27 protein-coding genes are annotated in these 25,824 nt (G+C 61.9%); 16 read left to right on the forward strand and 11 right to left on the reverse strand.

Annotation, left to right across the window (positions count from 1 at the left end; translation table 11 throughout):
• Positions 1–6: 6 nt before the first annotated feature.
• The 3 genes from D9R08_RS01680 to D9R08_RS01690 are packed head-to-tail and all read right to left on the reverse strand — an operon-like array spanning position 7 to position 3,153.
• Positions 7–1,107 carry an ABC transporter ATP-binding protein gene (locus tag D9R08_RS01680; RefSeq protein WP_121896256.1) on the reverse strand — a complete coding sequence of 367 codons (1,101 nt, stop codon included), beginning with the start codon at positions 1,105–1,107 and terminating at the stop codon, positions 7–9.
• 1 nt (position 1,108) lies between these two features.
• On the reverse strand, positions 1,109–2,362 hold the full coding sequence (locus D9R08_RS01685; RefSeq protein ID WP_121896257.1) for an enolase C-terminal domain-like protein: 1,254 nt from the start codon (positions 2,360–2,362) through the stop codon (positions 1,109–1,111).
• Positions 2,359–3,153 (reverse strand): SDR family NAD(P)-dependent oxidoreductase, encoded by a 795-nt coding sequence (locus tag D9R08_RS01690; RefSeq protein ID WP_325048851.1) that lies wholly within the window; start codon positions 3,151–3,153, stop codon positions 2,359–2,361. Before D9R08_RS01690 ends, D9R08_RS01685 begins: the two co-directional genes overlap by 4 nt.
• A 224-nt stretch (positions 3,154–3,377) precedes the next feature.
• Between D9R08_RS01690 and D9R08_RS01695 the strand changes: the two genes are divergently transcribed.
• Positions 3,378–4,043, forward strand: a complete 666-nt coding sequence (locus D9R08_RS01695; RefSeq protein ID WP_147450603.1) for an endonuclease III domain-containing protein — start codon at positions 3,378–3,380, stop codon at positions 4,041–4,043.
• Between the two features lie 44 nt (positions 4,044–4,087).
• Here D9R08_RS01695 and D9R08_RS01700 read toward each other — a convergent pair whose 3' ends face one another.
• The 3 genes from D9R08_RS01700 to D9R08_RS01710 form a co-directional block, all read right to left on the reverse strand.
• A complete protein-coding gene (locus tag D9R08_RS01700; RefSeq protein WP_121896260.1) occupies positions 4,088–5,038 on the reverse strand; it encodes a sulfotransferase domain-containing protein in 951 nt (316 codons plus the stop codon).
• A 251-nt stretch (positions 5,039–5,289) separates the two neighbouring features.
• Entirely contained in the window at positions 5,290–6,126 is an 837-nt protein-coding gene (locus D9R08_RS01705) for a sugar phosphate isomerase/epimerase family protein (protein ID WP_121896261.1), read from the reverse strand.
• Between the two features lie 16 nt (positions 6,127–6,142).
• Positions 6,143–7,297, reverse strand: coding sequence for an alpha-D-ribose 1-methylphosphonate 5-triphosphate diphosphatase (locus D9R08_RS01710; protein ID WP_121896262.1), 1,155 nt, complete (start codon positions 7,295–7,297; stop codon positions 6,143–6,145).
• 187 nt (positions 7,298–7,484) lie between these two features.
• Between D9R08_RS01710 and D9R08_RS01715 the strand changes: the two genes are divergently transcribed.
• The 7 genes from D9R08_RS01715 to D9R08_RS01745 all read left to right on the forward strand — a co-directional run bounded on the left by D9R08_RS01715 (position 7,485) and on the right by D9R08_RS01745 (position 14,372).
• Positions 7,485–8,111: an LbetaH domain-containing protein gene (locus tag D9R08_RS01715; protein WP_121896263.1), complete on the forward strand. Its 627-nt coding sequence runs from the start codon at positions 7,485–7,487 to the stop codon at positions 8,109–8,111.
• 215 nt (positions 8,112–8,326) lie between these two features.
• Entirely contained in the window at positions 8,327–9,256 is a 930-nt protein-coding gene (phnD, locus tag D9R08_RS01720) for a phosphonate ABC transporter substrate-binding protein (protein WP_233557160.1), read from the forward strand.
• 121 nt (positions 9,257–9,377) lie between these two features.
• The gene (gene phnC, locus D9R08_RS01725; RefSeq protein ID WP_121896264.1) at positions 9,378–10,190 is read left to right on the forward strand and encodes a phosphonate ABC transporter ATP-binding protein; all 813 of its coding nucleotides are present in this window, start codon (positions 9,378–9,380) and stop codon (positions 10,188–10,190) included.
• Positions 10,191–10,200: 10 nt separating this feature from the next.
• Positions 10,201–11,109 (forward strand): phosphonate ABC transporter, permease protein PhnE, encoded by a 909-nt coding sequence (phnE, locus tag D9R08_RS01730; RefSeq protein ID WP_121896265.1) that lies wholly within the window; start codon positions 10,201–10,203, stop codon positions 11,107–11,109.
• Positions 11,106–11,963: a phosphonate ABC transporter, permease protein PhnE gene (gene phnE, locus D9R08_RS01735; RefSeq protein ID WP_121896266.1), complete on the forward strand. Its 858-nt coding sequence runs from the start codon at positions 11,106–11,108 to the stop codon at positions 11,961–11,963. The genes phnE (D9R08_RS01730) and phnE (D9R08_RS01735) overlap by 4 nt, the downstream gene beginning before the upstream one ends.
• 94 nt (positions 11,964–12,057) lie before the next feature.
• Positions 12,058–13,572: a class I adenylate-forming enzyme family protein gene (locus D9R08_RS01740; RefSeq protein WP_121896267.1), complete on the forward strand. Its 1,515-nt coding sequence runs from the start codon at positions 12,058–12,060 to the stop codon at positions 13,570–13,572.
• Positions 13,569–14,372: a 3-hydroxybutyrate dehydrogenase gene (locus tag D9R08_RS01745; RefSeq protein WP_121896268.1), complete on the forward strand. Its 804-nt coding sequence runs from the start codon at positions 13,569–13,571 to the stop codon at positions 14,370–14,372. The genes D9R08_RS01740 and D9R08_RS01745 overlap by 4 nt, the downstream gene beginning before the upstream one ends.
• 3 nt (positions 14,373–14,375) lie before the next feature.
• On the opposite strand, the gene modC is transcribed toward D9R08_RS01745, so the two are convergent.
• From modC to modA, 3 genes are read right to left on the reverse strand one after another with little or no spacing between them, the layout of a single operon-like run.
• Entirely contained in the window at positions 14,376–15,467 is a 1,092-nt protein-coding gene (gene modC / locus D9R08_RS01750) for a molybdenum ABC transporter ATP-binding protein (protein WP_121896269.1), read from the reverse strand.
• Positions 15,464–16,162 carry a molybdate ABC transporter permease subunit gene (gene modB, locus D9R08_RS01755; protein WP_121896270.1) on the reverse strand — a complete coding sequence of 233 codons (699 nt, stop codon included), beginning with the start codon at positions 16,160–16,162 and terminating at the stop codon, positions 15,464–15,466. The genes modC and modB overlap by 4 nt, the downstream gene beginning before the upstream one ends.
• Positions 16,159–16,884, reverse strand: coding sequence for a molybdate ABC transporter substrate-binding protein (gene modA / locus D9R08_RS01760; protein WP_158598909.1), 726 nt, complete (start codon positions 16,882–16,884; stop codon positions 16,159–16,161). The genes modB and modA overlap by 4 nt, the downstream gene beginning before the upstream one ends.
• A gap of 228 nt (positions 16,885–17,112) precedes the next feature.
• Between modA and D9R08_RS01765 the strand changes: the two genes are divergently transcribed.
• From D9R08_RS01765 to D9R08_RS01800, 8 genes are all read left to right on the forward strand, one after another.
• Complete coding sequence (locus tag D9R08_RS01765; RefSeq protein WP_121896272.1) at positions 17,113–17,913, forward strand: S49 family peptidase; 801 nt, start codon at positions 17,113–17,115, stop codon at positions 17,911–17,913.
• Positions 17,914–17,916: 3 nt separating this feature from the next.
• The gene (locus D9R08_RS01770) at positions 17,917–18,105 is read left to right on the forward strand and encodes a hypothetical protein (protein WP_121896273.1); all 189 of its coding nucleotides are present in this window, start codon (positions 17,917–17,919) and stop codon (positions 18,103–18,105) included.
• Between the two features lie 3 nt (positions 18,106–18,108).
• The gene (locus D9R08_RS01775) at positions 18,109–19,062 is read left to right on the forward strand and encodes a calcium/sodium antiporter (protein WP_199709209.1); all 954 of its coding nucleotides are present in this window, start codon (positions 18,109–18,111) and stop codon (positions 19,060–19,062) included.
• A 17-nt stretch (positions 19,063–19,079) separates the two neighbouring features.
• Positions 19,080–19,853, forward strand: coding sequence for an SDR family oxidoreductase (locus D9R08_RS01780; protein ID WP_121896274.1), 774 nt, complete (start codon positions 19,080–19,082; stop codon positions 19,851–19,853).
• A 311-nt stretch (positions 19,854–20,164) separates the two neighbouring features.
• Positions 20,165–22,027, forward strand: coding sequence for an excinuclease ABC subunit UvrC (gene uvrC / locus D9R08_RS01785; RefSeq protein WP_121896275.1), 1,863 nt, complete (start codon positions 20,165–20,167; stop codon positions 22,025–22,027).
• Positions 22,028–22,190: 163 nt separating this feature from the next.
• Positions 22,191–22,853 (forward strand): CDP-diacylglycerol--glycerol-3-phosphate 3-phosphatidyltransferase, encoded by a 663-nt coding sequence (gene pgsA, locus D9R08_RS01790; protein ID WP_121896276.1) that lies wholly within the window; start codon positions 22,191–22,193, stop codon positions 22,851–22,853.
• A 4-nt stretch (positions 22,854–22,857) separates the two neighbouring features.
• On the forward strand, positions 22,858–23,103 hold the full coding sequence (gene moaD, locus D9R08_RS01795; RefSeq protein ID WP_121896277.1) for a molybdopterin converting factor subunit 1: 246 nt from the start codon (positions 22,858–22,860) through the stop codon (positions 23,101–23,103).
• A 5-nt stretch (positions 23,104–23,108) separates the two neighbouring features.
• Complete coding sequence (locus tag D9R08_RS01800; RefSeq protein ID WP_121896278.1) at positions 23,109–23,549, forward strand: molybdenum cofactor biosynthesis protein MoaE; 441 nt, start codon at positions 23,109–23,111, stop codon at positions 23,547–23,549.
• A gap of 36 nt (positions 23,550–23,585) precedes the next feature.
• Here the strand turns inward: D9R08_RS01800 and D9R08_RS01805 are convergent, their stop codons facing one another.
• Positions 23,586–23,918: a hypothetical protein gene (locus tag D9R08_RS01805; RefSeq protein ID WP_121896279.1), complete on the reverse strand. Its 333-nt coding sequence runs from the start codon at positions 23,916–23,918 to the stop codon at positions 23,586–23,588.
• Positions 23,905–25,818, reverse strand: a complete 1,914-nt coding sequence (locus tag D9R08_RS01810) for an OmpA family protein (protein ID WP_121896280.1) — start codon at positions 25,816–25,818, stop codon at positions 23,905–23,907. Before D9R08_RS01810 ends, D9R08_RS01805 begins: the two co-directional genes overlap by 14 nt.
• Positions 25,819–25,824: the final 6 nt, after the last annotated feature.

A 25,824-nucleotide genomic window follows, 5' to 3' on the forward strand; every position in this document is an offset into this window, starting at 1 on the left:
ATGTCTTTAGTCCGGGCCCCTGCGAAGGGTGGACCCGCTGTCCTGGTCAAAAAGATGGATCTTGCCGGTGTCTGCCTCGAAGGTCAGGATCTCGCCTTCTGCAACCGCTCTGGGTTGCTGCATCCGGGCGGCGAAACTGACGGTGCCGGTTTCGGCAAACAGAATGCTCTCGTTACCGAGCGACTCGCTAAGCGGTACGCTTGCCTGAAACTCGACGGGCCGTTCCGGCTGGACGCCATGGCCAAACGGCACGATGTCCTCGGGCCGCAACCCGATTGTTACAGGCTCGCCCGCGGCGGGAAGATCGAACCGCGCCGGATCGATCGGAAAGACCCCTTCGAGACCGTTGATCGTGACACCGCCTGCGACCACGGTGCCGTCGAAGAAATTCATCTGCGGCGCCCCGATGAAGCCCGCGACGAACTTGTTGGCCGGGCGGTTGAAGACATCCAGCGGGGCGCCCACCTGCTCGATATAGCCATCGCGCATGATCACGATGACATCGGCCATGGTCATCGCCTCGACCTGATCGTGGGTCACGTAGACGATGGTGTTGTGCAGCCGCTGGTGGAGCTTCTTGATCTCCACGCGCATCTGGTTCCGCAGTTTTGCGTCAAGATTCGACAAGGGCTCGTCGAACAGAAAGACCTTGGGCTCGCGCACGATCGCCCGGCCCATGGCGACGCGCTGACGCTGCCCGCCCGACAGGTTCGCCGGTTTGCGGTCCATGTAGGGGCCCAGTTCCAGCACATCGGCGGCAAAGGTCACGCGCCGCTCGATCTCGTCCTTCGCGACACCCGTGATACGCAACCCGAAACTCAGGTTCTTGCGCACGGTCATATGCGGATAAAGCGCATAGGACTGGAACACCATCGAGACACCGCGCTTTCGCGAGGGCAGATCGTTCACAACCTCGCCGCCGATAGAGATTTCGCCGTAAGAGATGCTTTCCAGCCCTGCGATCATCCGCAGCGTGGTTGATTTGCCACAGCCCGAAGGCCCGACCAGCGCCACGAAGGACTTGTCTTCGATCTTGAGGTTGATGCCCTTGACCGCGGGGTGGGTGCCATAGGCCTTTACGGCATTCTTCAGAACGACCTCTGCCATCTCAGGTCTCCGGTATGGTGAGAGACGCGGTTTTTACCGAAGGGTCGGCGTAGCGGCGTTCCGGAAACACCGAATACCAATCCGCACGGGCCGGGTCCCGATCATAGGGGTAGCCGCCCACCCGTTTGTAATACTCGCCATATTCGGCCAGCTTGTCGCGGTCGACCTCCACCCCGAGCCCCGGCCCCTCGGGAACCGCGATTGCGCCGTCGCGATAGCGGAGTTTGCCACCGGTGATGATGTCATCGCTCAGGTGGTGGTAATGGGCGTCTGCCGCGAAACTCAGGTTCGGCAGCGCTGCCCCGAGATGCAGCATCGAGGCCAGCTGTACGCCAAGCTCTCCCGAGGAATGAACCGCCGCGCCGTATTGAAAGGTTTCAAGCACCTGCCCGGCCTTATGCGCCTGTCGCAGGCCGCCCCAGAAGGTCGTATCCAGCAAGATCACATCAACCAGATCGTGGCGTATACATTGCGCAAGCTGCTCGAAGTTGACGACAACGGCGTTGGTTGCCGTTGGGATACGCACGAACTGCCGGACACGGCGCATACCTTCCAGACCCCAGGTGGGGTCTTCGAAATACTCGTTGTTCAGCCCCTCAATCGCCTGGCCGACACGGATCGCCTCTTCCACCGACCAGACGGAGTTTGGATCGAGCCTGAGACCATCTTCGGGAAATGCCTCCGCCAGCGCGCGAAACACTTCGACGTCGTGGTCGGGCGCGAAATGGCCACCCTTCAGCTTATGCGTTCGGAAGCCATATTGCTGCTTGAGCGCCTTGGCATGGGCGACAATTTCGTCGGCATTTGTCTCGCCGCCTTTTCCGGTTTCGGAGTTTTCGTAACGGTAGAAAATGTAGCTCGCGAACGGCACGTCCTCCCGCAACGCGCCGCCGAGCAGATCGCAGGCGCGCAGGCCCAGAGTCTTGCCTGCCAGATCGATGCTTGCCATTTCAAGGGCGGCATGGAGCTGCACCCGGTTGTTATAGAGCGACCCGACCGGATTCATGATCTTCCAGCGCATCTGCTCCAATTGCAGCGGGTCATGGCCCTCCAGATAGGGCTTCAGGGCCAGAATGGCGGCCTCTGCCGAGGCGCCGCCGCCGCCCATTTCGCCAAAGCCGCTCAGCCCATTATCGCCCACCACCTCGACGATGGTGCGCACGAAACGGCCCCAATGAGCCCCGTTGGAGTGCCGCAGCGGGGCCTCCAGCGGGACGGCGACGGTATAGGCTTTGAGATCGACGATACGCGTCATTTCGGATCCTTTGGAGTGCCTGCGATCTGGCTGAGAAGGCCGCCATCCACCCGCACGGTCTCTCCGGTTATGAAAGAAGCGTCGTCGGACAATAGGAAAGAAACGACGGCGGCCACCTCCTCCGCCCGTGCGATGCGACCCAGAGGGTGCATTGCGTTCAGCACATCCCGGACCTGGTTGGGCGCATCGGCCAAAGATACGGCCCAATCGAGCATCGGCGTCTGCACCGCACCGGGTGCGACCATGTTCACCCGGATGCCACGTTCGGCGAAATCCATCGCCATCGACCGGACAAGTCCCAACAGCCCGTGCTTAGAGGCCGTATAGGCGGCCACGTTCCTTTGCGAGGCAAGGCTTTGAACAGACCCCATGAAAACAAAGGCGCCCCGTGCATCCAGGACATGCGGCAGGGCGGCCTTCGCGACGTTGAACGCGCCCGTGAGGTTGACCGAAAGGACTTCGTTCCAAAGCTCCAGATCGGTATCGGCCGCGGTGCCGTAGCGCTGGATGCCTGCGTTGTGAGATACGCCGGAAAGCCCTCCGAAGGACTCAATGCCAGCGCGGACGGCATGCTCGCATGAGACGGGATCGGCCACCGACCCTTCTATAAGAGCTACTCGGGTCTCCGAGCCGGGCGGCAGTGCCTCCGGGTCGACAGGCCGGGCATCCAGCAATACGGCCTGTCCGCCATCGGCCAGAATGCGACAGGCAACAGCCAACCCAATGCCGCTTGCTGCGCCGGTTATCAAAACTGCTGCCATCCCGAATCTCCCTGTTGGTATGTCTACCATACTAGTTCATTTTGTAAACTTTCGATCTGTGCCAAGCCTATTGGCTGCATTTGGGGCTTCTTTGAGCGGATGCGTAAACGACAAGACGGAATGTTTTTCGGGATCTGCTTGTCATTTCAGAGAGTCGGGAGACCGTATTTCACAAGTCAGATGTTCTTTATTTGTTCTCAAATGTGCGGTAAGATTCCCGGACAATGCAACTTCTGCTCAACCTTGATGACCGAATGCGCGAGCTGGCCGATATCCACCAGCGCCTTGAGCAGCATTTTGGTCGTCAGGGGCCCTATCGGGAGCTTGATCCGATTAGCCAGCTGGTGATGGGGCTGATCGGTGGAAAGACCCGGGGCGACGTTTCGCTGTCCGCTTTTGAAGCTCTCGTCGCCCGGTTCGGGCATTGGGAGGCTGTGAGGGACGCGCACGTCGCCGAAATCTACGAAGTTATCCGAGGGGTCACTTTCGCGGAACTCAAGGCGCCGCGTCTCAAGGCATCACTTCTGGCGGTGACCCGGACCTACGGTGCCCTGACGCTCTCTCCTCTCGAAGACATGGCTGTTGAGGATGCTCTTGCATGGCTGGAACGTCTGCCTGGCGTCGGCCGGAAGGTCGCGGCTGCAACACTCAACTTAAGCACATTGCGGAAAGCGGCACTGGTCATAGATTCGCACCATTTGCGAGTGCTTCAGCGGCTTGGCTATGTCGGCTCGCGGACCGGCATCGCACAGGCCTATGATCTGGTCATGCCGCTGATGCCCCAAGGCTGGACCGCGATGGATTTCGATTATCATCATCAGTTCATGAAGGTTCTTGGTCAGGATATCTGTCGAAACGGCAGTCCGATCTGCGAGCGTTGCCCTCTGCGCGACATCTGTGCGACAGGGCTTCGCGATTGATCCACCCATTGTGAGCCAAGCGCAGATCCTGTTCGTGTGATGTCCTACTCGGTCTTTTCCAGGATCCGGTTCACCAACATGATCATGTCCCGCATGTTGAGCGGTTTCGCGATCTCCGCAGTCTCCTGCTCGAAGGAGAGCCGCTCTACGCGATAAGGGTTCTCCCGGCCGAACCGCGCGAAAAGCGCGTCATTCTCAGCCTCGAATGTCGCGACGATCGCGGCGCGATCTCCCTTGGAAATGTCCAGTTTGGGTCGCTCGGAAAAAAGGCCAAGGGCAATCCGAAACAGCCGCGCCTGCCGCTCGGCGGGCATGTCGATCATCTTTGAGAGGCGTATGATTTCGCCGACGATTCCGGGAACTCTCGGGTTGTCGCGTTGGAGCGGTGGCGCGAGGTGACCGGCCAGGCCGAGATGGTCGATAATGATGTCGACGGGGGATTTCGCTTCGTAGTCGAGTAATGTGACGTTGTCCTGGCCGAACAGCTCGATCCAGTTTCCGATGCATGCATTGGCCTGCATGTCGGGGTCGATCTCACGTGGGTTCTCAAGATAATATTTGATCGGCCGGCGAAATGAATTTCCAGGGTGCTTGATGTTCTGATTGTAAAGCGAAAGCAGCATGTCATCCGGTCTGCGCACGACCGCTATGATCCTGACCGGCCATTCGCCAAGCCGCTCGGCCAGAAGCCGAAGCTTGCCAAGCGGGATCGAGAACAACTCCTCGCTGGAGACGAAGACCTTTTCGGCTTTTGTCTCGGAAATTGCACGGCACAGCTCGTTGATCTGCTCTCGCGCCTCGGCACATCCGCCCGCCACTTCGAATGACTGGGCGCGAAGCGCGAAGGCCAGCCGATGCTGCGCATAATGGTACCAATTTGACTCGGGGTAGAGCACCCCACGCTCTTGCAGAAGCGCGCGGTTTTCCGCGAACAGCCGTTGCAGGGTGGTCGTGCCGGTCTTGTGCGCACCGATATGCAGGATGATTTCGGTCATTGTTCGGTCATCCCTTCAAATCTGTGCCACCAGGGCGGCATTGTCCTGCGCCATGCTGCGCAAAGCCTATCGGCATGATTGTTAACGATGGCTTGATGTCGATTCGATTTAGCCACTCCGAAGTTCAATCCAGAAAGCACAGTCCCGTTCTGCGGACAACGCGGCTGCGTTGCCTTGGGCTGCGATCGGGGGATGCCCGCCGATTGCCGGGGACAGTTGCAGACCGTGCGCCGCCAAGGTCTTGGTCGCGGTCAGCGGGCGAGGCCCTCCGCCTCAAGAAAACGCATCGACGCGGGAATTTTCGAGGCGTCCCGCAGTTCCATCACAAGACGCGGACGTACCGGCAGCGCCGCGATGGCTTCGAAAACCTGATGCCACCGGATCGTACCCTGACCAATGGACCAGTGCCGGTCTGCATAGCCGTCGCTATCCTGAAGATGGACATGGTCGAGCCGCGCGCCGGCCCGGGTGACAAAGTAATCGACAGGGGGTGCGCCGGTGGCATGATGGGCATAATGTGCATGCCCCGTATCAATCGAGAGCTTCACTGCATCCGAGCCGAAGCTTGCCGCCAACTCAGCCCGATCATCGGGCGCGATGTCTTCGATGTTTTCGATCACCAGCGTCACCCCTTGCGCCTCGGCGCGGTCGACCACCTTGCGCATGACGGCGTGAGTCTGTGCGATCTTCCGTTCTCGCGCTGAAGGGGAGTTACCCACACGCGGATTGTTGTCGAAGTTATTGTAATCCCATGTGGTGTAAGGCGAATGGACCACCATCTGAGTTGCCCCGAGCGCGGCACAGATATCGAGTCCGATCATGAACCGGCGTGTGATGATTGGCGCGATTTCCGGGTCGTCATTGTCGACCGGCACACCGATGAACGGCCCGTGAATGCCTAGCTGGCCCTCGAAACCATCGAGAAGAGATTTTGCAGCGTCCACCCGGGACTGCCAGTCGCCAAGGAGGATTTCTGTGTAGAGGAAATCCTGGAGTTCGAGATCGCGCTGCCCGCCGATCAGCCAGTCGCGGAAGGTGGGCAGATCGGCCGTGGTAAGGGCTGCACCGATCGTCAAAGGGGTCGACATCTGCGGGACCTTTCGTTCAGAACACACGTTGGCCGGCGCGCCATACCGCGCTGACCTGAGGCTGGTGCCCGACCAGCCGTATCGCAACCAGATCTGCGCGCAGGCCTTTTTCGATACGGCCCCGGTCGGTAAGTCCCGCAACCCGCGCCGGGGCATCCGTCACCATCGCCACGGTTTGTGGCAGGTCGTATGGCAGGGCCGGGTCACTGGCGATGGCGAAGGCTGCGTCAAGCGGGCTGCGGGGGACGTAATCGGAAGCCAGAACATCCACCAGCCCCTCGGCCAGCAGCTCGCGCACGGCGACATTGCCGGACTGGGATCCGCCGCGCAGATAATTCGGAGCCCCGGCAACGACCGTCTGGCCGTGGCTGCGGGCGCGGCGCGCCGCCTCGATTGTCGTTGGAAACTCCGAAATGGTGACACCTTCGGCCTGTGCCTGATCCACATGCGCCAGGGTGCGGTCGTCATGGGCCATCAGCGGGATGTCGTGGCGCTGAGCGGCGGAAACCACGTGGCTGCGGACCTTCGGTCCGAACCGCGCGGAGCGTTCCAGAAGTTCGGCCATCCGTTCGCGCCCCTCGGCCTCGCTCACTTCCATATCGCGGACCATGTGCCAGAACCATTTCTCGATGTTCGGGCTCTGCCTGTCGCCCGGCGTATGGTCCATGACCGAAATCAGATGGGCGATGTCGCGCGTTATATTTGCATCGACCAGCGCGATGGTCGTGGGATCCGACACCTCGCAGCGCATGTGCAGAAAGTGGTCGGCCCGGAACATGCCCTCGCGCTGACCATGCTCCAGAGCGTCGATCAGCGGACCGAGTATCGTTCTACGCTCTGGTCGCTGCATGGAAGCACCGACGGACAGGCTGTCGAAAACGGTTGTCGTGCCGCCCGAAATTACAACCGCATCATGGGCCATGAGGGCGGGCAGGAAGGCCCACTGCACGTGACTTCGCGGATGAATATGGGTCTCCACATGGTCGGTGTGCAGGTCGACGATACCGGGGATCAGGATTTGACCGCTCAGATCAAAGCCGCCGGTGATACCCGGGCCGATATCGGCGATCTTACCGGTCTCCACCGCCACGCCACCCGTCACGCACCCGGTCGGGGTTACCACGGTGGCGTTGCTGATCAGCAGAGGTCGATCGGCGGAGGCATCGAACATCGCATTGGTCCTTGTTCGGAGGTGGCGGGAAGGGTGTTCGGGATTCGGCCTTTTCTTGACAATGCTAGTGTAACGGATCGGTGCAAGGTCGGTGACAGTTTCATGACAAGGCCGGCTTTGTCTTCCGACGGGCGCGATATCGCGATTAGGGTCGCCTCAGACACACCATATCCCGCGAGACCAGCCGATGGACCAAACACGCCTGAGCCCCAGCCCGAGCATCCACCCCGAGGCGGAGGTGGCCGACGATGTCACCCTTGGCCGTTGGACCGAAGTGGGCCGCCGGACCCGTATCAAGGCCAGCGAGATGGGCGATTACTCTTATATCACCGAGGATGGTCACGTGGTCTGGACCACGATCGGTAAGTTCTGTTCCATCGCCAATGGCGCGAGGATCAACCCGGGCAATCACCCCACGTGGCGGGTTTGCCAGCATCACGCGATCTACCGGGCCGAAGCTTACGGTCTGGGAGAGGATGACACGGAGTTCTTCGAATGGCGCAAGGACAACTGGGTGACACTCGGCCATGATATCTGGATCGGCCACGGCGTGACCGTTACCGCGGGTGTCGCTATCGGCACCGGGGCCGTGATCGGCGCCGGCGCCGTCGTCACGCGCGATGTGCCACCCTACACGATCATGGGCGGCGTTCCGGCCCGGGAGATTCGGCCGCGCTTCTCCAGATCGCAGGGCGAGGCACTGATGGAAATTGCCTGGTGGGACTGGTCCCATGATCAATTGCGGGACGGTCTGCCCGATTTCCGGGCACTCGATATCGACGCTTTCATCGAGAAATACGGCCCCTGCGCATGACGCTTTGCTAGGTGTCGCATTGGAAAGCGCGGCTGCGTCAACGGCTTGCGCCCGCACTCGGCGGATTTGTCTAGGCGCGGTTTACAGAGGTTTAACAATTCCGTCGCCAAACCGTGATGTCAGGCCCCTACGCAGCCCCTGCACCTACGGGGACCGGGGCCATAAGGGACGGCCCTGGCTCTGAACACAGAAACGTTCAGGACAGGACAAACCAAATGCTCAAGATGACATTGACCGCCGCGATTATCGGCGCCACCGCATTGACCTCCACCGCGGCACTTGCCCAGGCCGCTGACTGGCGCGAAGAAGTTCCGGTTTTCAGGATCGGCATTCTGGGCGGGGAGAACGAGGCCGACCGTCTGCGCGAACATTCCTGCCAGCAGGCCTACTTGGAGGAGCGTCTCGGTGTTCCCGTCGAGCTTTATCCGGCATCCGACTACGCGGGTGTGATGCAGGGCCTTCTGGCCGGCCAGCTTGAGTTCGCCGGCCTCGGGTCCTCGGGTTATGCGGGCATCTCCCTGCAGAATCCCGACGCCGTCGAGCCGCTTTACACCACGATGCAGATCGACGGCTCGCTTGGCTATTACGCCGTGATGTATACCCGCGCCGACAGCGGCATCACCTCGCTTGAGGAGATGGAGGGCCACTCTCTGGCCTTTGCCGACCCCAACTCCACCTCCGGCTACCTGGTGCCATCCTACGAACTGGCCGCCGAAGAGGGTCTCGTGCTGGAGGCCTTCTTTTCGGAAACGGGTTTCGGGGGCGGTCATGAACAGGCGGTCATCGCGGTTCTGAACGGACAGTACGACGCCGGCGTGACCTGGACCTCGGGCGTTGGCGATATCAACGAAGGCTACAGCCGCGGCAACCTGCGCTCGATGGTGGACAAGGGCATGCTGGACATGTCCGAGATCCAGATCATCTGGCGGTCGAACCTGATCACCAATGGCCCCCGTGTGATCCGCTCCGACCTGCCGCAGGAACTGAAAGATCTGGTCATGGGCGCGATGATGCAGTTGCAGGTCGCTGATCGCGATTGCTTCGACGCGATCAATGATGGCGAGTCGATGGGCTACTGGCCGATCAACCATGAGTTCTACGAGCCGATCATCAACATGCGTCGCGAGCTTCAGGGCGATCGCTGAGCAAAACCGGTTCATATCGGGGCCGGGCCATGTGCCCGGTCCCGTTTCGTGTTTCACCTTCGCGTCAACCGACCGGGACGGTCACGGCGCGAGGTCTACTTCTTCAAGGGGACACCTTTAGATGCTGAAGCTAGACAACCTGACCCGCCGGTTTGGCGATACCGCTGCCGTCGACCGGGTGAATCTTGAAATTGCCGAAGGCCAGATGGTTGGCATCATCGGCAGGTCGGGGGCGGGCAAATCGACCCTTTTGCGCCTCCTGAACCGGCTGACGGATCCCTCGGAAGGGCAGATCCTGTTCGGAAACAGGGACATCGCGCAGTTGAAAGGCCGCGATTTGCGCCAGTGGCGATCGGACTGTGCGATGATCTTTCAGCAGTTCAACCTGGTGGGTCGCCTTGATGTGTTGACCAATGTCTTGACCGGTCGGCTTTTCGATTTGCCGGCCTGGCGGGCCCTGGCGCAGATCTATACGCCAGCTGAGCGTGCCTTTGCCGTTCAGGCTCTGGACCGGCTGACCATGGCGCATACCGCATTGCAACGGGCCGAGACGCTTTCGGGCGGCCAGCAGCAGCGTGTGGCCATCGCCCGCGCGCTCGCACAGGAGCCTAAGATCCTGCTGGCGGACGAGCCGATCGCGTCCCTTGATCCACTGAATGCGAAGATCGTGATGGACGCACTGCGTACCATCAACCAGCAAGACGGCATTACCGTCATCTGCAACCTCCACACGCTGGATACCGCCCGCGACTACTGCGACAGGATCATCGGCATGCAGGCCGGACGCGTGGTGTTCGACGGCACGCCCGCGCAACTCACGCAAGGCATGGCGCGGGAGATCTACGGGGCGGAAGCGGATCAGGCCTTCAATGAGGCCGCGACCTCCACCAGTCTGGCATCAGGTCCGCGGGCCCGCGCCAAGGAAGCGGTGTGAGGGTCCCGCGATGAGTGATCAGACCGCAGACAGCTCCGTTGCACTCTTCGAACGGCACAGGGCCGAGTTGAAGGCCTCCAAACGCACCATGAACCTGATCATGCTGGCGGCCTTTCTGGTCTGCCTCGCGCTCTCGGTCTGGATCAGTCAGTTTTATCCCGAGCGTTTGGCCAGCGGGATCCCGAGAATATTCGAATACTTCGGTACGATCATCCCGGATCTGAGATGGGACACCCTGCTGGACGGTCGGACGGAGGAGGGCCGCGCTGTACCGGGCTCCATCACCTACTGGTACACGGATTTCTGGGTCTATCTGGAACTGATCTGGGAAACGATCCTGATGGCTATCACGGCAACTTTGCTCGGAACGGCAGTTGCCTTTCTACTCAGCTTCCCTGCCGCGGCCAACCTCGCGCCCAACAGCTGGATCTATTGGGTGTCGCGTCGCTTTCTCGAAATTTGCCGTGGCATCCCCGAGATTCTGTTGGCGCTCGTCTTCGTGTTCATGATCGGGATCGGCCCGCTTGCCGGGGTGATTGCCATCGCGATCCATTCGGCCGGTGCATTAGGTAAACTTTTCGCCGAAGTGAACGAGAACGCCTCGTCGCGCCCGGTGGAGGGGATCACGGCGGTTGGCGGCACATGGGTGCAGAAAATGCTCTACGGTGTGGTGCCGCAGGTCACGCCGAATTTCGTGAGCTACGCGCTGCTGCGGTTCGAAGTGAATGTCCGCGCCTCCTCGATAATCGGTTTCGTCGGCGCTGGCGGCATCGGTCAGGAACTCAACCGGGTGATCAGCTTCTATTCCGATGACCGGGTGCTGGCCGTCCTTATCCTCGTTGTGCTGACAGTGACGATCATCGATCTGCTGAGCGAGCGTTTGCGCCTTGGCTATATCGGGCGGGAGAATTTCGCATGACCCTGGCTACCGTTACTGCAGTCTCCGATGCCGAGATCGCGGCAATCCGCGCACAGCATCCCGGCGTTTTCGATACACCCGGCAAGATCGTCAGACGCTGGGCTCCCTGGGCTGTCGCCGTCCTCTACGTGTTCTGGTCGCTCTGGTACTTCGACATCGCGCGGTTTTTCGAGACGTCCGACCGTGTTCTGTCGCTTCTTCGGGCCTTCGTGGTCTGGGAGGATATGGCCAACTGGCAATATGCCAACATCTATCGCGGGATCGCCGAAACGCTCGCGATGGCCTTTCTGGGCACGCTTCTGGGTACGATCGGCGCCTTGTTCGTAGGGTTCATGGCGGCCCGCAACATCGTGACCTTCGCGCCGCTTCGGCAAGTGGTGCGACGGTTTCTCGACATTCTGCGCGGCATCGACCAACTGGTCTGGGGCCTTGTTTTCGTGCGGGCCGTTGGGTTGGGGCCGCTTGCCGGCGTGCTGGCGATCTTCGTCAGCGACGTGGGCACATTGTCCAAGCTATATTCGGAGGCTATCGAGAACATCGATCGCAAACAGGTCGAGGGCGTGAAATCCACCGGGGCAGGGCCGCTTCAGGTCATCCGCTATGGCTATATTCCCCAGGTTCTGCCGGTATTCATCTCCCAATCGCTCTATTTTCTGGAAAGCAACACGCGCTCGGCCACGATTCTCGGCATCGTCGGCGCGGGGGGTATCGGGATGATCATCATCGAACGGTTCCGGGCGTCGCTCTACGATCAGGTCGCCTTTGTCGTTCTGAACGTGCTGATCCTTATCTTCGCCATCGACTGGCTCTCGAAACGGGTACGGGGCTGGGCCATCGGGGCGCAGGAACGCTAGATCTTTGCTGCTCTGACACGGTCGCTCCGGTCGCAGAACTTGCGTCTGCCCATAGTTGCATGCTCAATCATTCCCGATCGTAGGGGAGGAGAGCATGAACACGGCCCAGTGGTTGTTGCGAACCGCCGGTGTTGCGGGTGACTGCCCCGCCTTGATGCGGGGCGCGGAGCCGGTGGCGAGCTATGCCGAATTTGCCGCGCGTGCTGAGGCTCTGGCCCGCGCACTTGCCGATGGCGGGCTGATGCCGGGGGACCGCATCGGGCTTTTCATGACCAATTGCCCGGATTACCTGATCGTCTGTTACGGCGTCTGGCTTGCCGGTGGCGTCGTCGTGCCGATCAACGCCAAGCTTCATGCGAAGGAGGCTGCGTGGATCGTGAAGGACAGCGGCGCGCGCGGGATCTTTGTGACCCCGGATCTGGCGGAGGCCTTTGCCGCCGAGACGGATACCGACCTGATCGATATCTCCGGCAGCCGCTTTGCGCGCATGATCTCGGGCGGTCGGTTCCCGCCGGTCAGCCGGGGTTCGGACGATCTGGCATGGCTGTTCTACACCTCGGGCACGACCGGCAAGCCCAAGGGAGTACAGATAACCCACGGGATGCTGGCCGCGACCTCGCTCTGCTACCCTATCGATGTCGATCCGGTCAGCCCGGAAGACGCTGCATATTACGCGGCCCCGATGAGCCACGGGGCGGGCTTGTACGCCCTGATCCATGTGCGCATGGGCGCGCGGCATATCTGCCCGGTCGGCGGCGGGTTCGACCCGGTGGAACTGCTGGAGCTTTCGGAACGTCTCGGTCCGACCTCGATGTTTCTGGCGCCAACCATGGTGCGTCGTCTGACGGATGCGGCTAAGGCGACGGGCCGAGACGGCAGTGGGATCAAGACCATCATCTATGGCGGTGGCCCGATGTATCTGGCCGATATCGAAGAGGCGGTCGACTGGTTCGGCCCCAAATTCGTTCAGATCTATGGACAGGGCGAATGCCCGATGGCCATTTCCTCCCTGTCGCGCGTGGATGTCGCGGATCGGACGCATCCGAACTGGCGGGCGCGGCTTGCCTCGGTCGGTCGGGCCCAGTCCATGGTGGAAATCGTCATCGGGGATGACACCGGCACGCCCTTGCCGCATGGCACGCCCGGCGAGATCATGGTGCGTGGCGCGCCTGTGATGCCCGGATACTGGAATGCCCCCGACACGACGGTGAAAACCCTGAAAGACGGCTGGCTGATGACCGGCGATATCGGACAGCTGGACGCCGACGGTTACCTGACGCTGCAGGACCGGTCAAAGGACGTGATCATTTCCGGCGGCAGCAATATCTACCCCCGCGAGATCGAGGAGGTGCTTTTGCAGCACCCGTCGGTGCATGAGGTTTCTGTTGTCGGGCGTGCCTCGGCGGAGTGGGGGGAGGAGGTGGTCGCCTTTGTGGTCAGCGCGCCGGGTGAGGAGATGGACCCGGCAGTTCTGGAGGCCCATTGCATCGAGTATATCGCCCGGTTCAAGCGCCCGAAATGCTTTATCTCGATGCCGGATCTGCCCAAGAACAACTATGGGAAGATCCTCAAGACCGAACTGCGCAGATTTCTGGAGGAAGAGGCATGACCGATCTGAGAGGGAAAACCGCGCTGGTCACCGGCTCGGTCCAGGGTATCGGACTGGCGATTGCCGAGGCGTTGGCCGGCGCCGGCGCCCGGATCGCGGTTCATGGGCTGGCGGGCGATGCGCAGATCCATGAGGTTTGCGAGCACCTTCGCAAGCTTGGTGCGCCGCAGGCGGAGTTTTTCAACGGGGATCTGCGCCACCCCGACCGCATCGCGGAGTTGATGGAGGCGGTAGAGGCATGGGGTGGCGCGGATATTTTGGTGAACAATGCAGGTATCCAGCATATAGCACCCTTGGCCCGGATGCCGCGTGAGGCATGGGAGGCAATCCTTGCGGTCAACCTTTCCGCGGCGTTTCACACGATGCAGTCGGCCCTGCCGGGCATGGCCGAGCGGGGCTATGGCCGGGTCATCAACATCGCTTCCGTTCACGGGCTGGTCGCCTCGACGGAAAAGGCGCCCTATGTCGCGGCGAAATTCGGGCTTGTGGGGCTCAGCCGCGTTGCAGCCCTGGAATATGCGACAGCGGGTTCCAGCGCATCGGGTGGCGTGACGGTCAATTGCATCTGCCCGGGCTGGACCGAGACCGCGATCATCGCGCCGCAGATCGAAGCGCGCGCCAAAGCGCATGGCGATGACCGTGACGCGGGGATCGCCGATCTTCTGGCAGAAAAGCAACCGACACTCAGGATGTCAGATCCGGCTGAAATCGGGGCGCTGGCGCTGTGGCTCTGCGCGCCGGTGGCCCATAACATCACGGGGACCTCAATTCCGGTGGATGGTGGCTGGACCGCGCAATAGCGGCTACCCCGTGCCAACGCGCTCCTGGGTGACCGACATGGATTTCACGATGGCATGCAGCGCCAGCCCGGGTTTCAGGCCAAGCGCGCGGACAGATCGTTTGGTGACCCGCGCGACTAGAGCCTGACCCTGATGATCCAACCTGACCAACGCGCCCGAGCCGGGCCCTGCCGCGATACCCAGAACCGTCGCGGGAAGGACATTCAGTGCACTGATCCCCTGCGGTAGCTCGCGCATCAACATCACGTCGCGGGCATCCAGCCTCAGCCGCAGCCGGTCGCCAACCGCGCCGACACGCCCCGGCACCCAGATCGGATGCTGACCAATTCGCGCTTCCGTCAGACCGTCCCGCTCGTCATATCCGGCGACAATGACATGCAGGATCGCCCCGGCCACATCCCGGCTGATCTGGTCGCCGGTCTCGCCGCCCGCGAACACATCCGCCGCCGGGCCGATTGCGCGCATCTGCCCCTTTTCCATCAGGATGACGGTATCTGCGAGGCGCGCAACCTCGCTCACATCATGACTGACATAGAGGATCGGAACTCCGACCTGATCGCGAAGCCGTTCGAAATAGGGCAGAAGCTCCGCTTTTCTTCTCGTGTCGAGGGCCGAAAGCGGCTCGTCCATCAGCAGAAGATCCGGGGCCGACAGCAACGCGCGGCCGAGGGCGACGCGCTGGCCTTCGCCTCCGGACAGTGTGGCGGGACGACGCTTCAGCAGATCGCCAAGGCCAAGCAGAGCGACCAGAGGGTCGAACCCGAGAGGCAGGGCGTGGCCCTTTGCGCGGGCCTCGCCATAGCGCAGATTGGCGGCAACGGTCATATGCGGGAACAGGCGGGGTTCCTGAAAGACATACCCGATGCGGCGATCCGCCGTGGCCACGCTGATACCAGCTCCGGTGTCCAGCAGCAGGCGTTCGCCGATCTGGAGTCGACCCTGATCGGGATGCAGCAAACCGGCGACTGCGCGCAGTACGCTTGTCTTACCCGCACCTGAGGGGCCGAAGATGGCCGTCAGCCCGCCCTCCAACGTGCAATCGATGGAAAGCTCCATATCCGGAAACCTATGATGCAGGCTCAACAGAATGCTCATGACCCGCGCACCCGTTTCGCCATGTTGCGCGCCAGCCATTCCGAAGCGACGAGAGCTGCCGCCGACAGGGCGATGGAGATCAAGATCAGCCGCAGCGCCGCGTTCTCCTGCCCCGGAACCTGCAGCAGGCTGTAGATTGCCGTGGGGATGGTCTGGGTCTGCCCGGGGATGTTGGAGACGAAAGTGATCGTCGCACCAAATTCGCCCAACGCTTTTGCGAAGCCCAGAACGCTGCCGGCCAGTATGCCCGGCAGCATCAGGGGCAGGGTAACGGTTGCAAAGATGTGCAGACGGGAGGCTCCAAGCGTGGCCGCGGCCTCTTCCAGCTTCGGGTCCACCGCTTCAAGCGCCAGACGGATCGCGCGAACCATCAATGGGAATGCCATGATCGCGCAGGCCAACGCCGCCCCGGTCCAGCGGAAGGCGAAGGTCAGGCCAAGGGTGGTCTCGAAAAAACGCCCCAAAGGCCCTTGGCTGCCAAACAGGACCAGAAGAAGGTATCCGGTCACCACAGGCGGCAGCACCAGCGGCAGATGAACCGCGATGTTCAGCACCTCGCGCCCCCAGAACCGGCCCCGGGCCAGTGCGATCGCCGCAAGGATGCCGAACGGCAGGCTTGCGAGCGTTGCCCAGATTGCAACCTTTAGCGACAGGTTCACAACCTGCCATTCCGCCGGGCCAAGTCCAAGCGTCATTCCGGCACCTCGAACCCGTGGGATCGAAAAACCGCCATGGCCTGGGACGAGGTGAGAAATGCCAGAAACGCAGCCGCTTCCGGGTGCGTGCTGGCCGTTGTCAGAGCGGCGGGATAACGGATCGGGTCATGCAGCGTCTCGGGGATCAGCACCTCGATCGCGACGCCGGGCTCCGCCAGGGCGTCGGTGCGGTAGACAATTGCGCGTGCGACCTCGCCACGCGCGGCAAGGGCGAGGGCTATGCGCACATTTTCGGTCTGGACAATCCGGGGCATAAACTCTTCAAGCACATCCGCGGCCTCCAGCGCCTGACGCGCGTATATCCCCGCAGGGACAGACTCCAGAAACCCGGTCGCAATCCAGGCATCTCCTGGCAGCGCGGCCAGTGCAGCGACAAGATCGTCGAATGGATGAACGGCATCCGCTGGCCCTGCGAGGACCAGCCGGTTAGAAAGCAGTGCGACAGTCCGTGAGGGGTCGGTGATGCCGCGTTCGGCCAGGTGTTCGATCCAGGCCATGTTGGCGGACAGGAACACATCCGCCGGCGCTCCTGCCTCGATCTGCCGGGCGAGGGCGGAACTGCCGGCATAGGAAACCGAAAGAGGCGCGCCGGTCCAAATGGCTCCCACATCGTCCAGCGCTTCGCGCAGGCTGGCGGCTGCAAAGACCAGGATATTGTCGGCGCGCGCCTGGCCTGCCCAGACAAAGGGCGCAACGGTCATGCAAAGGGCTGTCAGAGCCGTCAGAAGACAGCTCGCAAAAGCTCTGGAATGCGGGCGGCTGGAGGGTTCGGATCTTGCACTCATCGGCGCAATTGCGCGTCAGTTTCGAGCCAAAGTCCAGCGCCGATGACGGTTTTTCCGGCCCTGCTGCCACATGACGGGCACATAGACCCTATTTCTTGGGGCTGTGCCTTGTTCGGACCCGGCCTGCAGGCTACATGCCGTCCCATGAAACGCTTCATACCATTCATGAAAAACGACCCTCTGGTGGCGATCGTACGCCTTCATGGCGTGATCACCGGAGCGGGCCGGGGGCCAGTTCTGAGTGATGCAGCGATGGGTCCGATCCTCGAAAAGGCTTTCGCCCGCGGCAAACCGTCGGCGGTGGCGCTGTCGATCAACTCGCCGGGCGGTTCGGCAGTGCAATCCTCGTTGATCGGGGCCCGTATCAGGCGTTTGTCCGAAGAAAAAGACGTGCCCGTTCATGCCTTCGTGGAAGATGTCGCGGCATCGGGCGGCTACTGGCTGGCCTGTGCGGCCGAGAAGATCTGGGTCGATGCAAGCTCGATCGTGGGCTCGATCGGAGTAATTTCGGCAAGTTTCGGGCTGCATGAGTTTATCGAGCGCTTCGGGATTGAACGGCGTGTTCATACCGCGGGCAAGGACAAATCCATGCTCGATCCTTTTCGCCCGGAACGGGAGGAAGACGTGGCGCGCCTGAATGCGATCCAGAAACAGATTCACGGGGCGTTCATCAAGCATGTCAAGGACAGCCGCGGTGCGCGGCTCGGAGAAGCTGAAGATCTCTTCACAGGTGAGTTCTGGGTCGGACAGAAAGCGGTTGATCTGGGGCTTGCCGATGGTCTGAGCCACCTGCGCCCGAAGATGAAAGAGATTTACGGAGACAAGACCCGGTTCGCGCTTTACGGACCGAAGCGGGGACTTCTTCAGAGATTTGGCGTTCAGATCGTGGAAGAGGCGGTGGGCGCGCTGGATACCCGCGCGGCTTATGCCCGGTACGGTCTTTAACTCATGGTTAAGATCGTCACCCTGTTTCTGATCGGCATGGTAGTTCTGGCACTGTTTGGCCGTTTGCGGCTGCCGCGGATCGGGCGGGGCGGTCGGCCCGGCGGTCTGCCGAAACCGCGGCTGTGCCCCGAATGCGGGCGTTACAATCTCAAGGGCGGGTCGTGCCGCCACTGTTCCGAAGGGCAGAGCTAAGCGATGATCATCGAGTTCTTGCTGGCGGGCCTTGGCCTGGTCATCCTGCTCTTGGCGGGTGACGTCCTTGTCCGCGGCGCGGTGAATCTCAGCCTCAGGCTCGGCATCCCGGCGCTGATCGTCAGTCTGACCGTGGTGGCTTTCGGCACGTCGGCACCCGAACTGCTCATCTCGATTCAGGCGATCCTCGACGGTGTGCCGGGTCTGGCTCTCGGCAATGTGGTGGGCTCCAACACGGCGAATATCCTGCTTGTTCTGGGGGTGCCCGCCCTGATCTCTGGGCTCGATACCCGCAAATGCGAGACCCGGCGGACCTATCTGATGATGATCGCAGGCACGTTCCTGTTCATTGGTCTCGCCTATGCCGGGCCGTTTCTCTGGTGGCACGGCCTTGTTCTTCTGGCCGCGCTCGGGCTGGTCCTGGGCGACGCGTTTCGCGATGCGCAGGCCCATCGCGCGGCGGCGAATGGCGTATCCCCCGAGGAAGAGCTTGAAGAGGCCGACCCGTCGATGCCCGGCTGGAAGATCGGCCTTTATCTGGTTCTGGGTCTGGTCGGATTGCCCTTGGGGGCCAGCCTGCTGGTCGACAGTTCGACCGCGATTGCCCGCGCCTACGGTATCAGCGAGACGGTCATCGGGCTGACCCTCGTGGCTGTCGGCACCTCTCTGCCGGAACTGGCGACAACGGTGATGGCCGCGATCCGCAAACATGCGGAGGTGGCGCTCGGCAATGTCATCGGGTCCAACATGTTCAACCTTCTGGCGATCATCGGGGTTGCCGCGCTGGTCGGTCCGATCCCGGTCGATCCCTCGTTCTTCGCGTTCGATTTCTGGGTGATGCTGGCGGCCTCGCTCGTGCTGGCGCCGTTCGTCTTCCTGAAGCTGGGAATGGGGCGGGTCGTGGGGCTGGCATTCGTGGCACTTTACGTCATTTATATCGCGATGCTTTTGGCCTGAGGCGGGGAGGCGGCGACATGGCTGCATTGGTGACCGGAGCCGGCAAGCGTATTGGCCGGGCCATGGCCCTGACGCTTGCGGAGATGGGCTATGACGTGGCCGTGCATTTCGCCAGTTCGCACGCGGAAGCCGCCGAGACGGTCAACGAGATCAGGGAACTTGGCCGGAAGGCGGTTTCCCTGCAGGCAGACCTTTTGTCGGAAGAAGAAACGGTCGGGTTGATCTCCCGCGCGGCGGAGGCTTTGGAAGCGCCGGTTACCGTGCTCGTCAACAACGCCTCGATCTTCGAGTACGACACCTTGTCGAGTGCGACGCGCGAAAGCTGGGACAGGCATATCGGATCGAACCTGCGCGCACCGTTTTTGCTGACACAGGCCATGGCCGCACAGATGCCCGCCGCCCTCCGGCGGGAAGGCGAACCCGTGGCCGAGGGGCTGGTCGTCAACATGATCGACCAGCGTGTGCGCAAACCGACGCCCGAATTCATGACCTACACCATCGCGAAAATGGGCCTTTGGGCCTTTACCCGGACCGCCGCGCAGGCGCTGGCCCCACGGATCCGTGTGAACGCCATAGGTCCCGGTCCCACGATGCAAGGCGCCCGGCAGTCGGCGGAGCATTTTGCGGCGCAACGCGCGGCCACGCTTCTGGAACGCGGCGCAGACCCGGCCGATATCTGCAATGCGCTCCGGTATCTGATCGGTGCCCCGGCGGTGACCGGGCAGTTGATCTGCGTTGACGGGGGGCAGCATCTGGCATGGCAGACGCCGGATGTGCTTGGGGTTGAATAAGGCCAGATCTGTCGTACCTGCAGCGTGATCGGCCAGTTGTCCACCGCGTCTGACAGTGTAACACGGCGATCACGCTTTTATGACGGGGCTGTGACCCCACGGCAAACGGGAAAAATTATCATTACAAAACAAGCAGTTGATAATGTGCCCAAAAAATAGGCAAATCGATGAAGGGGGCCAAAAACAAGGAGAAAATTGTCCTGACCAAGATTTATCCTGAGGCTTGTCCACAGGAACCGTGGAAAGCTTTGGGGTTGAACCCCGCCTCCTCTCATTGCAGCGAGGCAGAGAATCGCCGAGACCTTTGAGACATGCCTGAAAACCGTGCAGAAGCCGTGCCGACCGGGCACACCGTGATCCAGTCCTATCTGAAGGTGCTCGACAACTCTCCGGGTGTCTACAGAATGCTCGATCCGCAATCCCGTGTGCTTTACGTGGGAAAGGCGCGCGCGCTCAGGAGGCGGGTTTCGAGTTACGCCAAACCGGCGGGGCACGATCCGCGGATCGCCAGGATGATCCGCGAGACGGCATCAATGATGTTCCTGACCACACGCACGGAAACCGAAGCGCTGCTTCTTGAACAGAACCTGATCAAGCAGCTCAAGCCGCGCTATAACGTGCTGCTTCGGGATGACAAGAGTTTCCCCAATATCCTGGTCTCCGCCGAACATCCCTTTCCCCAGATCAAGAAGCATCGCGGGGCAAAGAAGGAGAAGGGCGGCTATTTCGGGCCTTTTGCCAGCGCGGGGGCGGTCAACCGGACACTGAACCAGTTGCAGAAGGCGTTTCTGCTCCGCAACTGTTCGGATGCGACATTCGACAGCCGGACGCGGCCCTGCCTGCTTTATCAGATCAAGCGCTGTTCCGCGCCCTGCGTCGGCTACATCTCCGAACAGGATTACGCCGCCTCGGTCAAGGATGCGGAACGGTTTCTGTCGGGCAACAGCACAAAGATACAGGAGACGCTGGCCGGCGAGATGGCAGCCGCATCCGAGGCGATGGAGTTCGAGCGTGCCGCGGCGCTTCGCGACCGGATCCGCGCCCTGACCAACGTGCAGTCGGCTCAGGGCATCAATCCCAAAGGCGTAACCGAGGCCGATGTCATCGCGCTCCATATGGAAGGCGGGCAGGCCTGCGTGCAGGTCTTCTTCATCCGCGCCAATCAGAACTGGGGCAATCGCGATTTCTATCCGCGGGTTTCAGGGGCAGAGGCGCCCGAAGTCCTTGAGGCTTTCATCGGCCAGTTCTACAGCACCAAAGATCCGCCACGGCAATTGCTCCTGTCGCACGGTATCGAAAACGATGATCTGATGGCCGAGGCGTTGAGCGAGAAACTCGGCCGGAAGGTGGAGATCCTCGTGCCGCAACGGGGCGAGAAGATGGAGCTTGTCGCAGGCGCCGCGCGAAACGCGCGCGAGAGCCTTGCGCGCAAGATGGCCGAGACCGCGACCCAGTCGAAGCTTCTTGCCGGGCTGGCCGCGGCTTTCAATCTCGATGCCCCGCCGAAACGGATCGAGGTCTATGACAACTCGCATATCCAGGGCAGCAACGCGGTCGGAGGAATGATCGTCGCGGGACCGGACGGATTGATGAAATCGCAGTATCGCAAGTTCAACATCAGGGGTACGGATATCACGCCGGGCGATGATTTCGGCATGATGAAAGAGGTTCTGACCCGCCGGTTCCAGCGGCTGCTGAAAGAGGATCCGGACCGCGAGAGCGAAGCGTGGCCCGATCTGCTTCTGATCGACGGGGGGGGCGGGCAGATCAGTGCCGTGGCAGAGATCATGGGCGATCTGGGTGTCGATGACATTCCCTTCATCGGAATCGCGAAGGGTATCGACCGGAATGCGGGAAAAGAGGAGTTCCACCGCATTGGCACCCGGCCCTTCGCGCTCAGGCATAATGATCCGGTGCTATATTTCATCCAACGTCTTCGCGACGAGGCGCACCGCTTCGCCATTGGCGCACATCGTCAGAAACGGGCCAAGGGGGTCTCGGCCACGCCCTTGGACGATGTGCCCGGCGTCGGCAGCACCCGCAAACGCGCGCTTCTTGGCCATTTCGGCAGCGCCAAGGCGGTGGCCCGTGCCGGTCTCTCCGATCTCAAGGCGGTGGACGGGATCTCCGATGCGATGGCGGAAACGATCTATGACTTCTTTCACGAGCGTTGAGGCGGCCATGCGCTATAAGGACCCGATGCGGCCTCCGCGCGGGATGCCTCCGCCGGAGGTGCAGGGCCGGCTTCGGGATCGGATGCCCGGCCCTCGCCCGTCATGGCCCAACCCGTTAACTAGGTGATGGCATTCGGGCGCGGCGGCATTTACACCTAGCTTCATGACTTGGACATTGCCCAATATACTGACTGTCTTCCGGCTGATCGCGGCGCCGGCCCTGGGCCTTGTTTTCCTGCTTTTTGCGCGGCCCTACGCGGACTGGCTGGCACTGATCCTGTTCATCACCGCATCGCTGACCGACTATGTCGACGGATATCTGGCGCGCAAATGGGGCCAGGTCAGCAAGTTCGGCGCGATGCTCGATCCGATTGCCGACAAGGCCATGGTGGTGATCGCGCTGGCGGTGTTGCTGGGTATTCTGGGCGTGACCGGCTGGCTGATGATCCCGGTCGTGGCGATCCTGTTTCGCGAGGTTTTTGTCTCCGGCTTGAGGGAGTTTTTGGGCGATACGGCAGGCACGCTCAAAGTGACGCAACTGGCGAAATGGAAGACAACCGTGCAGATGGTCGCGATCTCGCTGCTGTTCGCCTGGGGATTGTTCGAACATTTCTTCGGAATGCAGATCTATGGAATGGACGGCGAGATTGTCCGCGATGTTCTGGGCGGCCTCGTGGAGGACGAGTTCGGGCTGCTCTGGAAATACTATGGCTTGCTTCTGACCTCATGGGGCGGGCTGGCGCTGTTATGGCTGGCCGCGGGCCTTACACTGATCACCGGGGGGGACTATTTCTTGAAGGCGATGCCCTATCTGCGGGAGGAATGACCGGATGGATCTGCGCTATTTCGCTTGGCTGAGAGAACGGATCGGAACCGGCCATGAAAAGGTCGAGACCGAGGCTACGACGGTCGCCGAGCTGATCGAAGAGTTGAAACGACGGGATGAGGCCTATGCCTTCGCCTTTTCCGATCTCACGGCGATTCGGGCCGCCGTGGATCAGGATCTGGTCGAACTCGACGCACCTATTACCGGCGCCCGCGAGGTCGCGTTTTTCCCGCCGATGACCGGAGGCTAGGGGCGATGATCCGCGTTCAGGCCGAACCGTTCGACATGGGGGCGGAGCTGACCCGCTTCACCGGTTCCGTATCCGGGGCCGGTGCGGTGGTCAGCTTCTGCGGTCTTGTCCGGGATGTGGCCAGCGGTGATCTGGACCGGATGGTGATCGAACACTACCCGGGCATGACCGAAAAGGCCCTGGCCGGGATCGCGGATCAGGCGCGCGCGCGCTGGTCTCTGGCCGGTGTCTTCGTGCTGCACCGTTATGGCGAGATGCGCCCGGGCGAGCTGATCATGATGGTCGCCACCGCGTCCCGGCATCGGGCGGATGCTTTCGCGGCGGCCGAGTTCCTGATGGACTACCTGAAATCCCGCGCGCCTTTCTGGAAACAGGAAATCACGGCCGATGGCGGCCAGTGGGTCGCGGCGAAAGACGAAGACGAAGCGGCACTCAGACGCTGGTAATGCGCCCCTGTTCCGCTTCTCGGCCTCGTTGGCCTCTCAGCCCTGTCCCTGATTGACGCGTTCCACATAGGCGCGCAATTCTTCGGCCTCGTGGCGCGCCTCGCGCAATCCTTCCATCGCGGCGCGCAGCTCCGCCTCGGTCTGGCTCAGCTGATTGGTCAGCTCGGCCTCCCGCTGCTGAAGATAGATGATCGCCTGATCGCGGGTTTCCTCCGCATCGTGCAGCGCCCTGGCCATCTCGTCCATTTCACTCAGATCCGCGCCGGTCACGCGGCTGAACCGATGCACCAGCCAGTTTGCGAACCAGCCAAGGGCAAAGGCCACAAACAGGATGATCGCGATGGCAACGATAAACTCAGTTCTGTTCATCCGGGTCCTCTTCGGCGGGCGGTTCTTCCGCCTCCGCCGGGGCGGTTTCGACGGGTTCCTCCGTGTCTGACCTCTGGCTAGACGGCACACCGCCCGCAAGCAACCGGAATTCGATGCGGCGATTGCGCTCGCGGCCCTCCTCGGTGTCATTGGTGTCGATCGGCTGCGTTTCGCCGTAGCCCTGTGCCGTCAGGTTCGAAATCAGAACACCGCGCGCCAGAAGACCGTTCAACACCGCATCCGCCCGCGCCTGGGACAGGTTGAGGTTCATGGTTTCGCGGCCCTGGCTGTCGGTGTGCCCACCGATCTCCATCCGCGCATGACGGCAATCGGGCAGGATCTCGGCCACACGGTCCAGAATCGCGCCGGATTCCTCGTTGATCTCGACCGACCCCGGATCGAAGGTGATCTTGCGTTCGGAAAGCAGCGTGCGAATCCGCTCCACGCATTCCTCCGCTGTCGGGATATTGGCGGTCGGGTCCAGCAATTCCTGATAGGTCACGTCGATCTCGAAATTCTGCGCCTCGCCCAGCTTCTCCGACAACAGCCGCGACAGGTCCGACACCGCGTTCTGGCTGCCGGTATTGCCCCGAACCGTGACGAGCCCGGGATCAATCGTCACGCTGCCGTTGTTCAGCATCGCCAGAGCCTCAAGCCCCGCCAGAACCCGTACGGACCAGCCATCGGGCAGGTTGTCGTCTCTCCGGGTGGCCAGATAGGTATCGTCGCCGCCAAGCGTGGCGCGGGCGTATGCGTAGACCACGCGCTCCGCCTGATCATCCGGCAGGCGCCCGCGCAGCTGGACATAGCCCTCGGGGCTTCGCGTCGCGACAAAGCTGGGTGGGCCGTCATTTCCCGCGCCTTCCGGCGGATCGGGCAGGACACCGTGAACCGAGAAGACCGCGGGAAGATCCGCGTCCAGCTCTCCGACGACCCGATCGAACAGGCCCTCCGGCGTGCCTTCCGCCGCGATCAGAGTCACATCGGCGTCTGAGAAGGTCAGGGTTCCGGCACCCAGTGCGGTGAGCGCCTGCATCCCGGTTTCCACCGCCTGCGCCCATTGCGGCGAGGGTACGCCGATACCGATCTCGCACTCCTCAGGGCCGGTCAGCCCGGCATTTCGAGCAGCGCGCAGAATGACGGTACGCGCCATTTCGGTATCGGCGGAACAGGCCTCGAACCGGGCCCCGTCGAGGCTGCGCACAAACCGCAGGGTGAACGGTGTGATCACCGGGCGGGGGGCCGAGATATCCATCACGACCTCTATACCTTCCGGCATTGCCCTGTTGAGAGCAGCTTCGAAGCGTGCGCGTTCTTCGATGCTTTCGCTGACGGCGGTGATCGTCACCTGTCCGTCAAAGACCGAAATCTGGGACCTCGGCAACTCGTTCAGCGCGCGCAGACCGAACTCCATCGCTGCCCGCCAGTCGGAGGGAACGGGGTAGCTTGCGGTTTCCACCATATTGGCCACTTCGACCCCGTTGCGAATGCCCGCTATGCCCTCGGCCACGGCCTCCCGGCCGATTTCTTCAGGGATCAGGCCGATCAGTGAAATCCCGTCGCCGTTGCGCAACATCTCAAGTGAAAATCGCGGCGGGGCCACGCTGTCGGCTTCGGCTACATCCAGCGCGTCGATGATCCGGTCGGCATCCACAACGGCGCCCGCCCGGCTCAGCGCGCGGAAGCGGGCGGCTTCATCGGGCGCGGTGCCGGTCAGCTCGACCTGCAAACCGTTGGCGGTGACGACCACCCAATCCAGACCCTCCTCACGCATGGAGAACGTAACCGCCTCGGTCGAGCGGTCCTCGATCGTGTTCGCCGCCATCACTGCCACGCCGACAAAGAGCAAGCCGGCGATCAGGAATGCTAAGACAGCGACGAGGGTGGAGGTTTTGCTCATGTCTCA

This window comes from Rhodophyticola porphyridii, assembly GCF_003688285.1.
GTDB classification, from domain to species: domain Bacteria; phylum Pseudomonadota; class Alphaproteobacteria; order Rhodobacterales; family Rhodobacteraceae; genus Rhodophyticola; species Rhodophyticola porphyridii.

Coding starts and splice junctions, on each gene's coding strand:
- D9R08_RS01680 (WP_121896256.1), bottom strand. CDS start 1,107: ATGGCAGAGGTCGTTCTGAAGAATGCCGTAAAGGCCTATGGCACCCAC.
- D9R08_RS01685 (WP_121896257.1), bottom strand. CDS start 2,362: ATGACGCGTATCGTCGATCTCAAAGCCTATACCGTCGCCGTCCCGCTG.
- D9R08_RS01690 (WP_325048851.1), bottom strand. CDS start 3,153: ATGGTAGACATACCAACAGGGAGATTCGGGATGGCAGCAGTTTTGATA.
- D9R08_RS01695 (WP_147450603.1), top strand. CDS start 3,378: ATGCGCGAGCTGGCCGATATCCACCAGCGCCTTGAGCAGCATTTTGGT.
- D9R08_RS01700 (WP_121896260.1), bottom strand. CDS start 5,038: ATGACCGAAATCATCCTGCATATCGGTGCGCACAAGACCGGCACGACC.
- D9R08_RS01705 (WP_121896261.1), bottom strand. CDS start 6,126: ATGTCGACCCCTTTGACGATCGGTGCAGCCCTTACCACGGCCGATCTG.
- D9R08_RS01710 (WP_121896262.1), bottom strand. CDS start 7,297: ATGTTCGATGCCTCCGCCGATCGACCTCTGCTGATCAGCAACGCCACC.
- D9R08_RS01715 (WP_121896263.1), top strand. CDS start 7,485: ATGGACCAAACACGCCTGAGCCCCAGCCCGAGCATCCACCCCGAGGCG.
- phnD (WP_233557160.1), top strand. CDS start 8,327: ATGCTCAAGATGACATTGACCGCCGCGATTATCGGCGCCACCGCATTG.
- phnC (WP_121896264.1), top strand. CDS start 9,378: ATGCTGAAGCTAGACAACCTGACCCGCCGGTTTGGCGATACCGCTGCC.
- phnE (WP_121896265.1), top strand. CDS start 10,201: ATGAGTGATCAGACCGCAGACAGCTCCGTTGCACTCTTCGAACGGCAC.
- phnE (WP_121896266.1), top strand. CDS start 11,106: ATGACCCTGGCTACCGTTACTGCAGTCTCCGATGCCGAGATCGCGGCA.
- D9R08_RS01740 (WP_121896267.1), top strand. CDS start 12,058: ATGAACACGGCCCAGTGGTTGTTGCGAACCGCCGGTGTTGCGGGTGAC.
- D9R08_RS01745 (WP_121896268.1), top strand. CDS start 13,569: ATGACCGATCTGAGAGGGAAAACCGCGCTGGTCACCGGCTCGGTCCAG.
- modC (WP_121896269.1), bottom strand. CDS start 15,467: ATGAGCATTCTGTTGAGCCTGCATCATAGGTTTCCGGATATGGAGCTT.
- modB (WP_121896270.1), bottom strand. CDS start 16,162: ATGACGCTTGGACTTGGCCCGGCGGAATGGCAGGTTGTGAACCTGTCG.
- modA (WP_158598909.1), bottom strand. CDS start 16,884: ATGACCGTTGCGCCCTTTGTCTGGGCAGGCCAGGCGCGCGCCGACAAT.
- D9R08_RS01765 (WP_121896272.1), top strand. CDS start 17,113: ATGAAACGCTTCATACCATTCATGAAAAACGACCCTCTGGTGGCGATC.
- D9R08_RS01770 (WP_121896273.1), top strand. CDS start 17,917: ATGGTTAAGATCGTCACCCTGTTTCTGATCGGCATGGTAGTTCTGGCA.
- D9R08_RS01775 (WP_199709209.1), top strand. CDS start 18,109: ATGATCATCGAGTTCTTGCTGGCGGGCCTTGGCCTGGTCATCCTGCTC.
- D9R08_RS01780 (WP_121896274.1), top strand. CDS start 19,080: ATGGCTGCATTGGTGACCGGAGCCGGCAAGCGTATTGGCCGGGCCATG.
- uvrC (WP_121896275.1), top strand. CDS start 20,165: ATGCCTGAAAACCGTGCAGAAGCCGTGCCGACCGGGCACACCGTGATC.
- pgsA (WP_121896276.1), top strand. CDS start 22,191: ATGACTTGGACATTGCCCAATATACTGACTGTCTTCCGGCTGATCGCG.
- moaD (WP_121896277.1), top strand. CDS start 22,858: ATGGATCTGCGCTATTTCGCTTGGCTGAGAGAACGGATCGGAACCGGC.
- D9R08_RS01800 (WP_121896278.1), top strand. CDS start 23,109: ATGATCCGCGTTCAGGCCGAACCGTTCGACATGGGGGCGGAGCTGACC.
- D9R08_RS01805 (WP_121896279.1), bottom strand. CDS start 23,918: ATGAACAGAACTGAGTTTATCGTTGCCATCGCGATCATCCTGTTTGTG.
- D9R08_RS01810 (WP_121896280.1), bottom strand. CDS start 25,818: ATGAGCAAAACCTCCACCCTCGTCGCTGTCTTAGCATTCCTGATCGCC.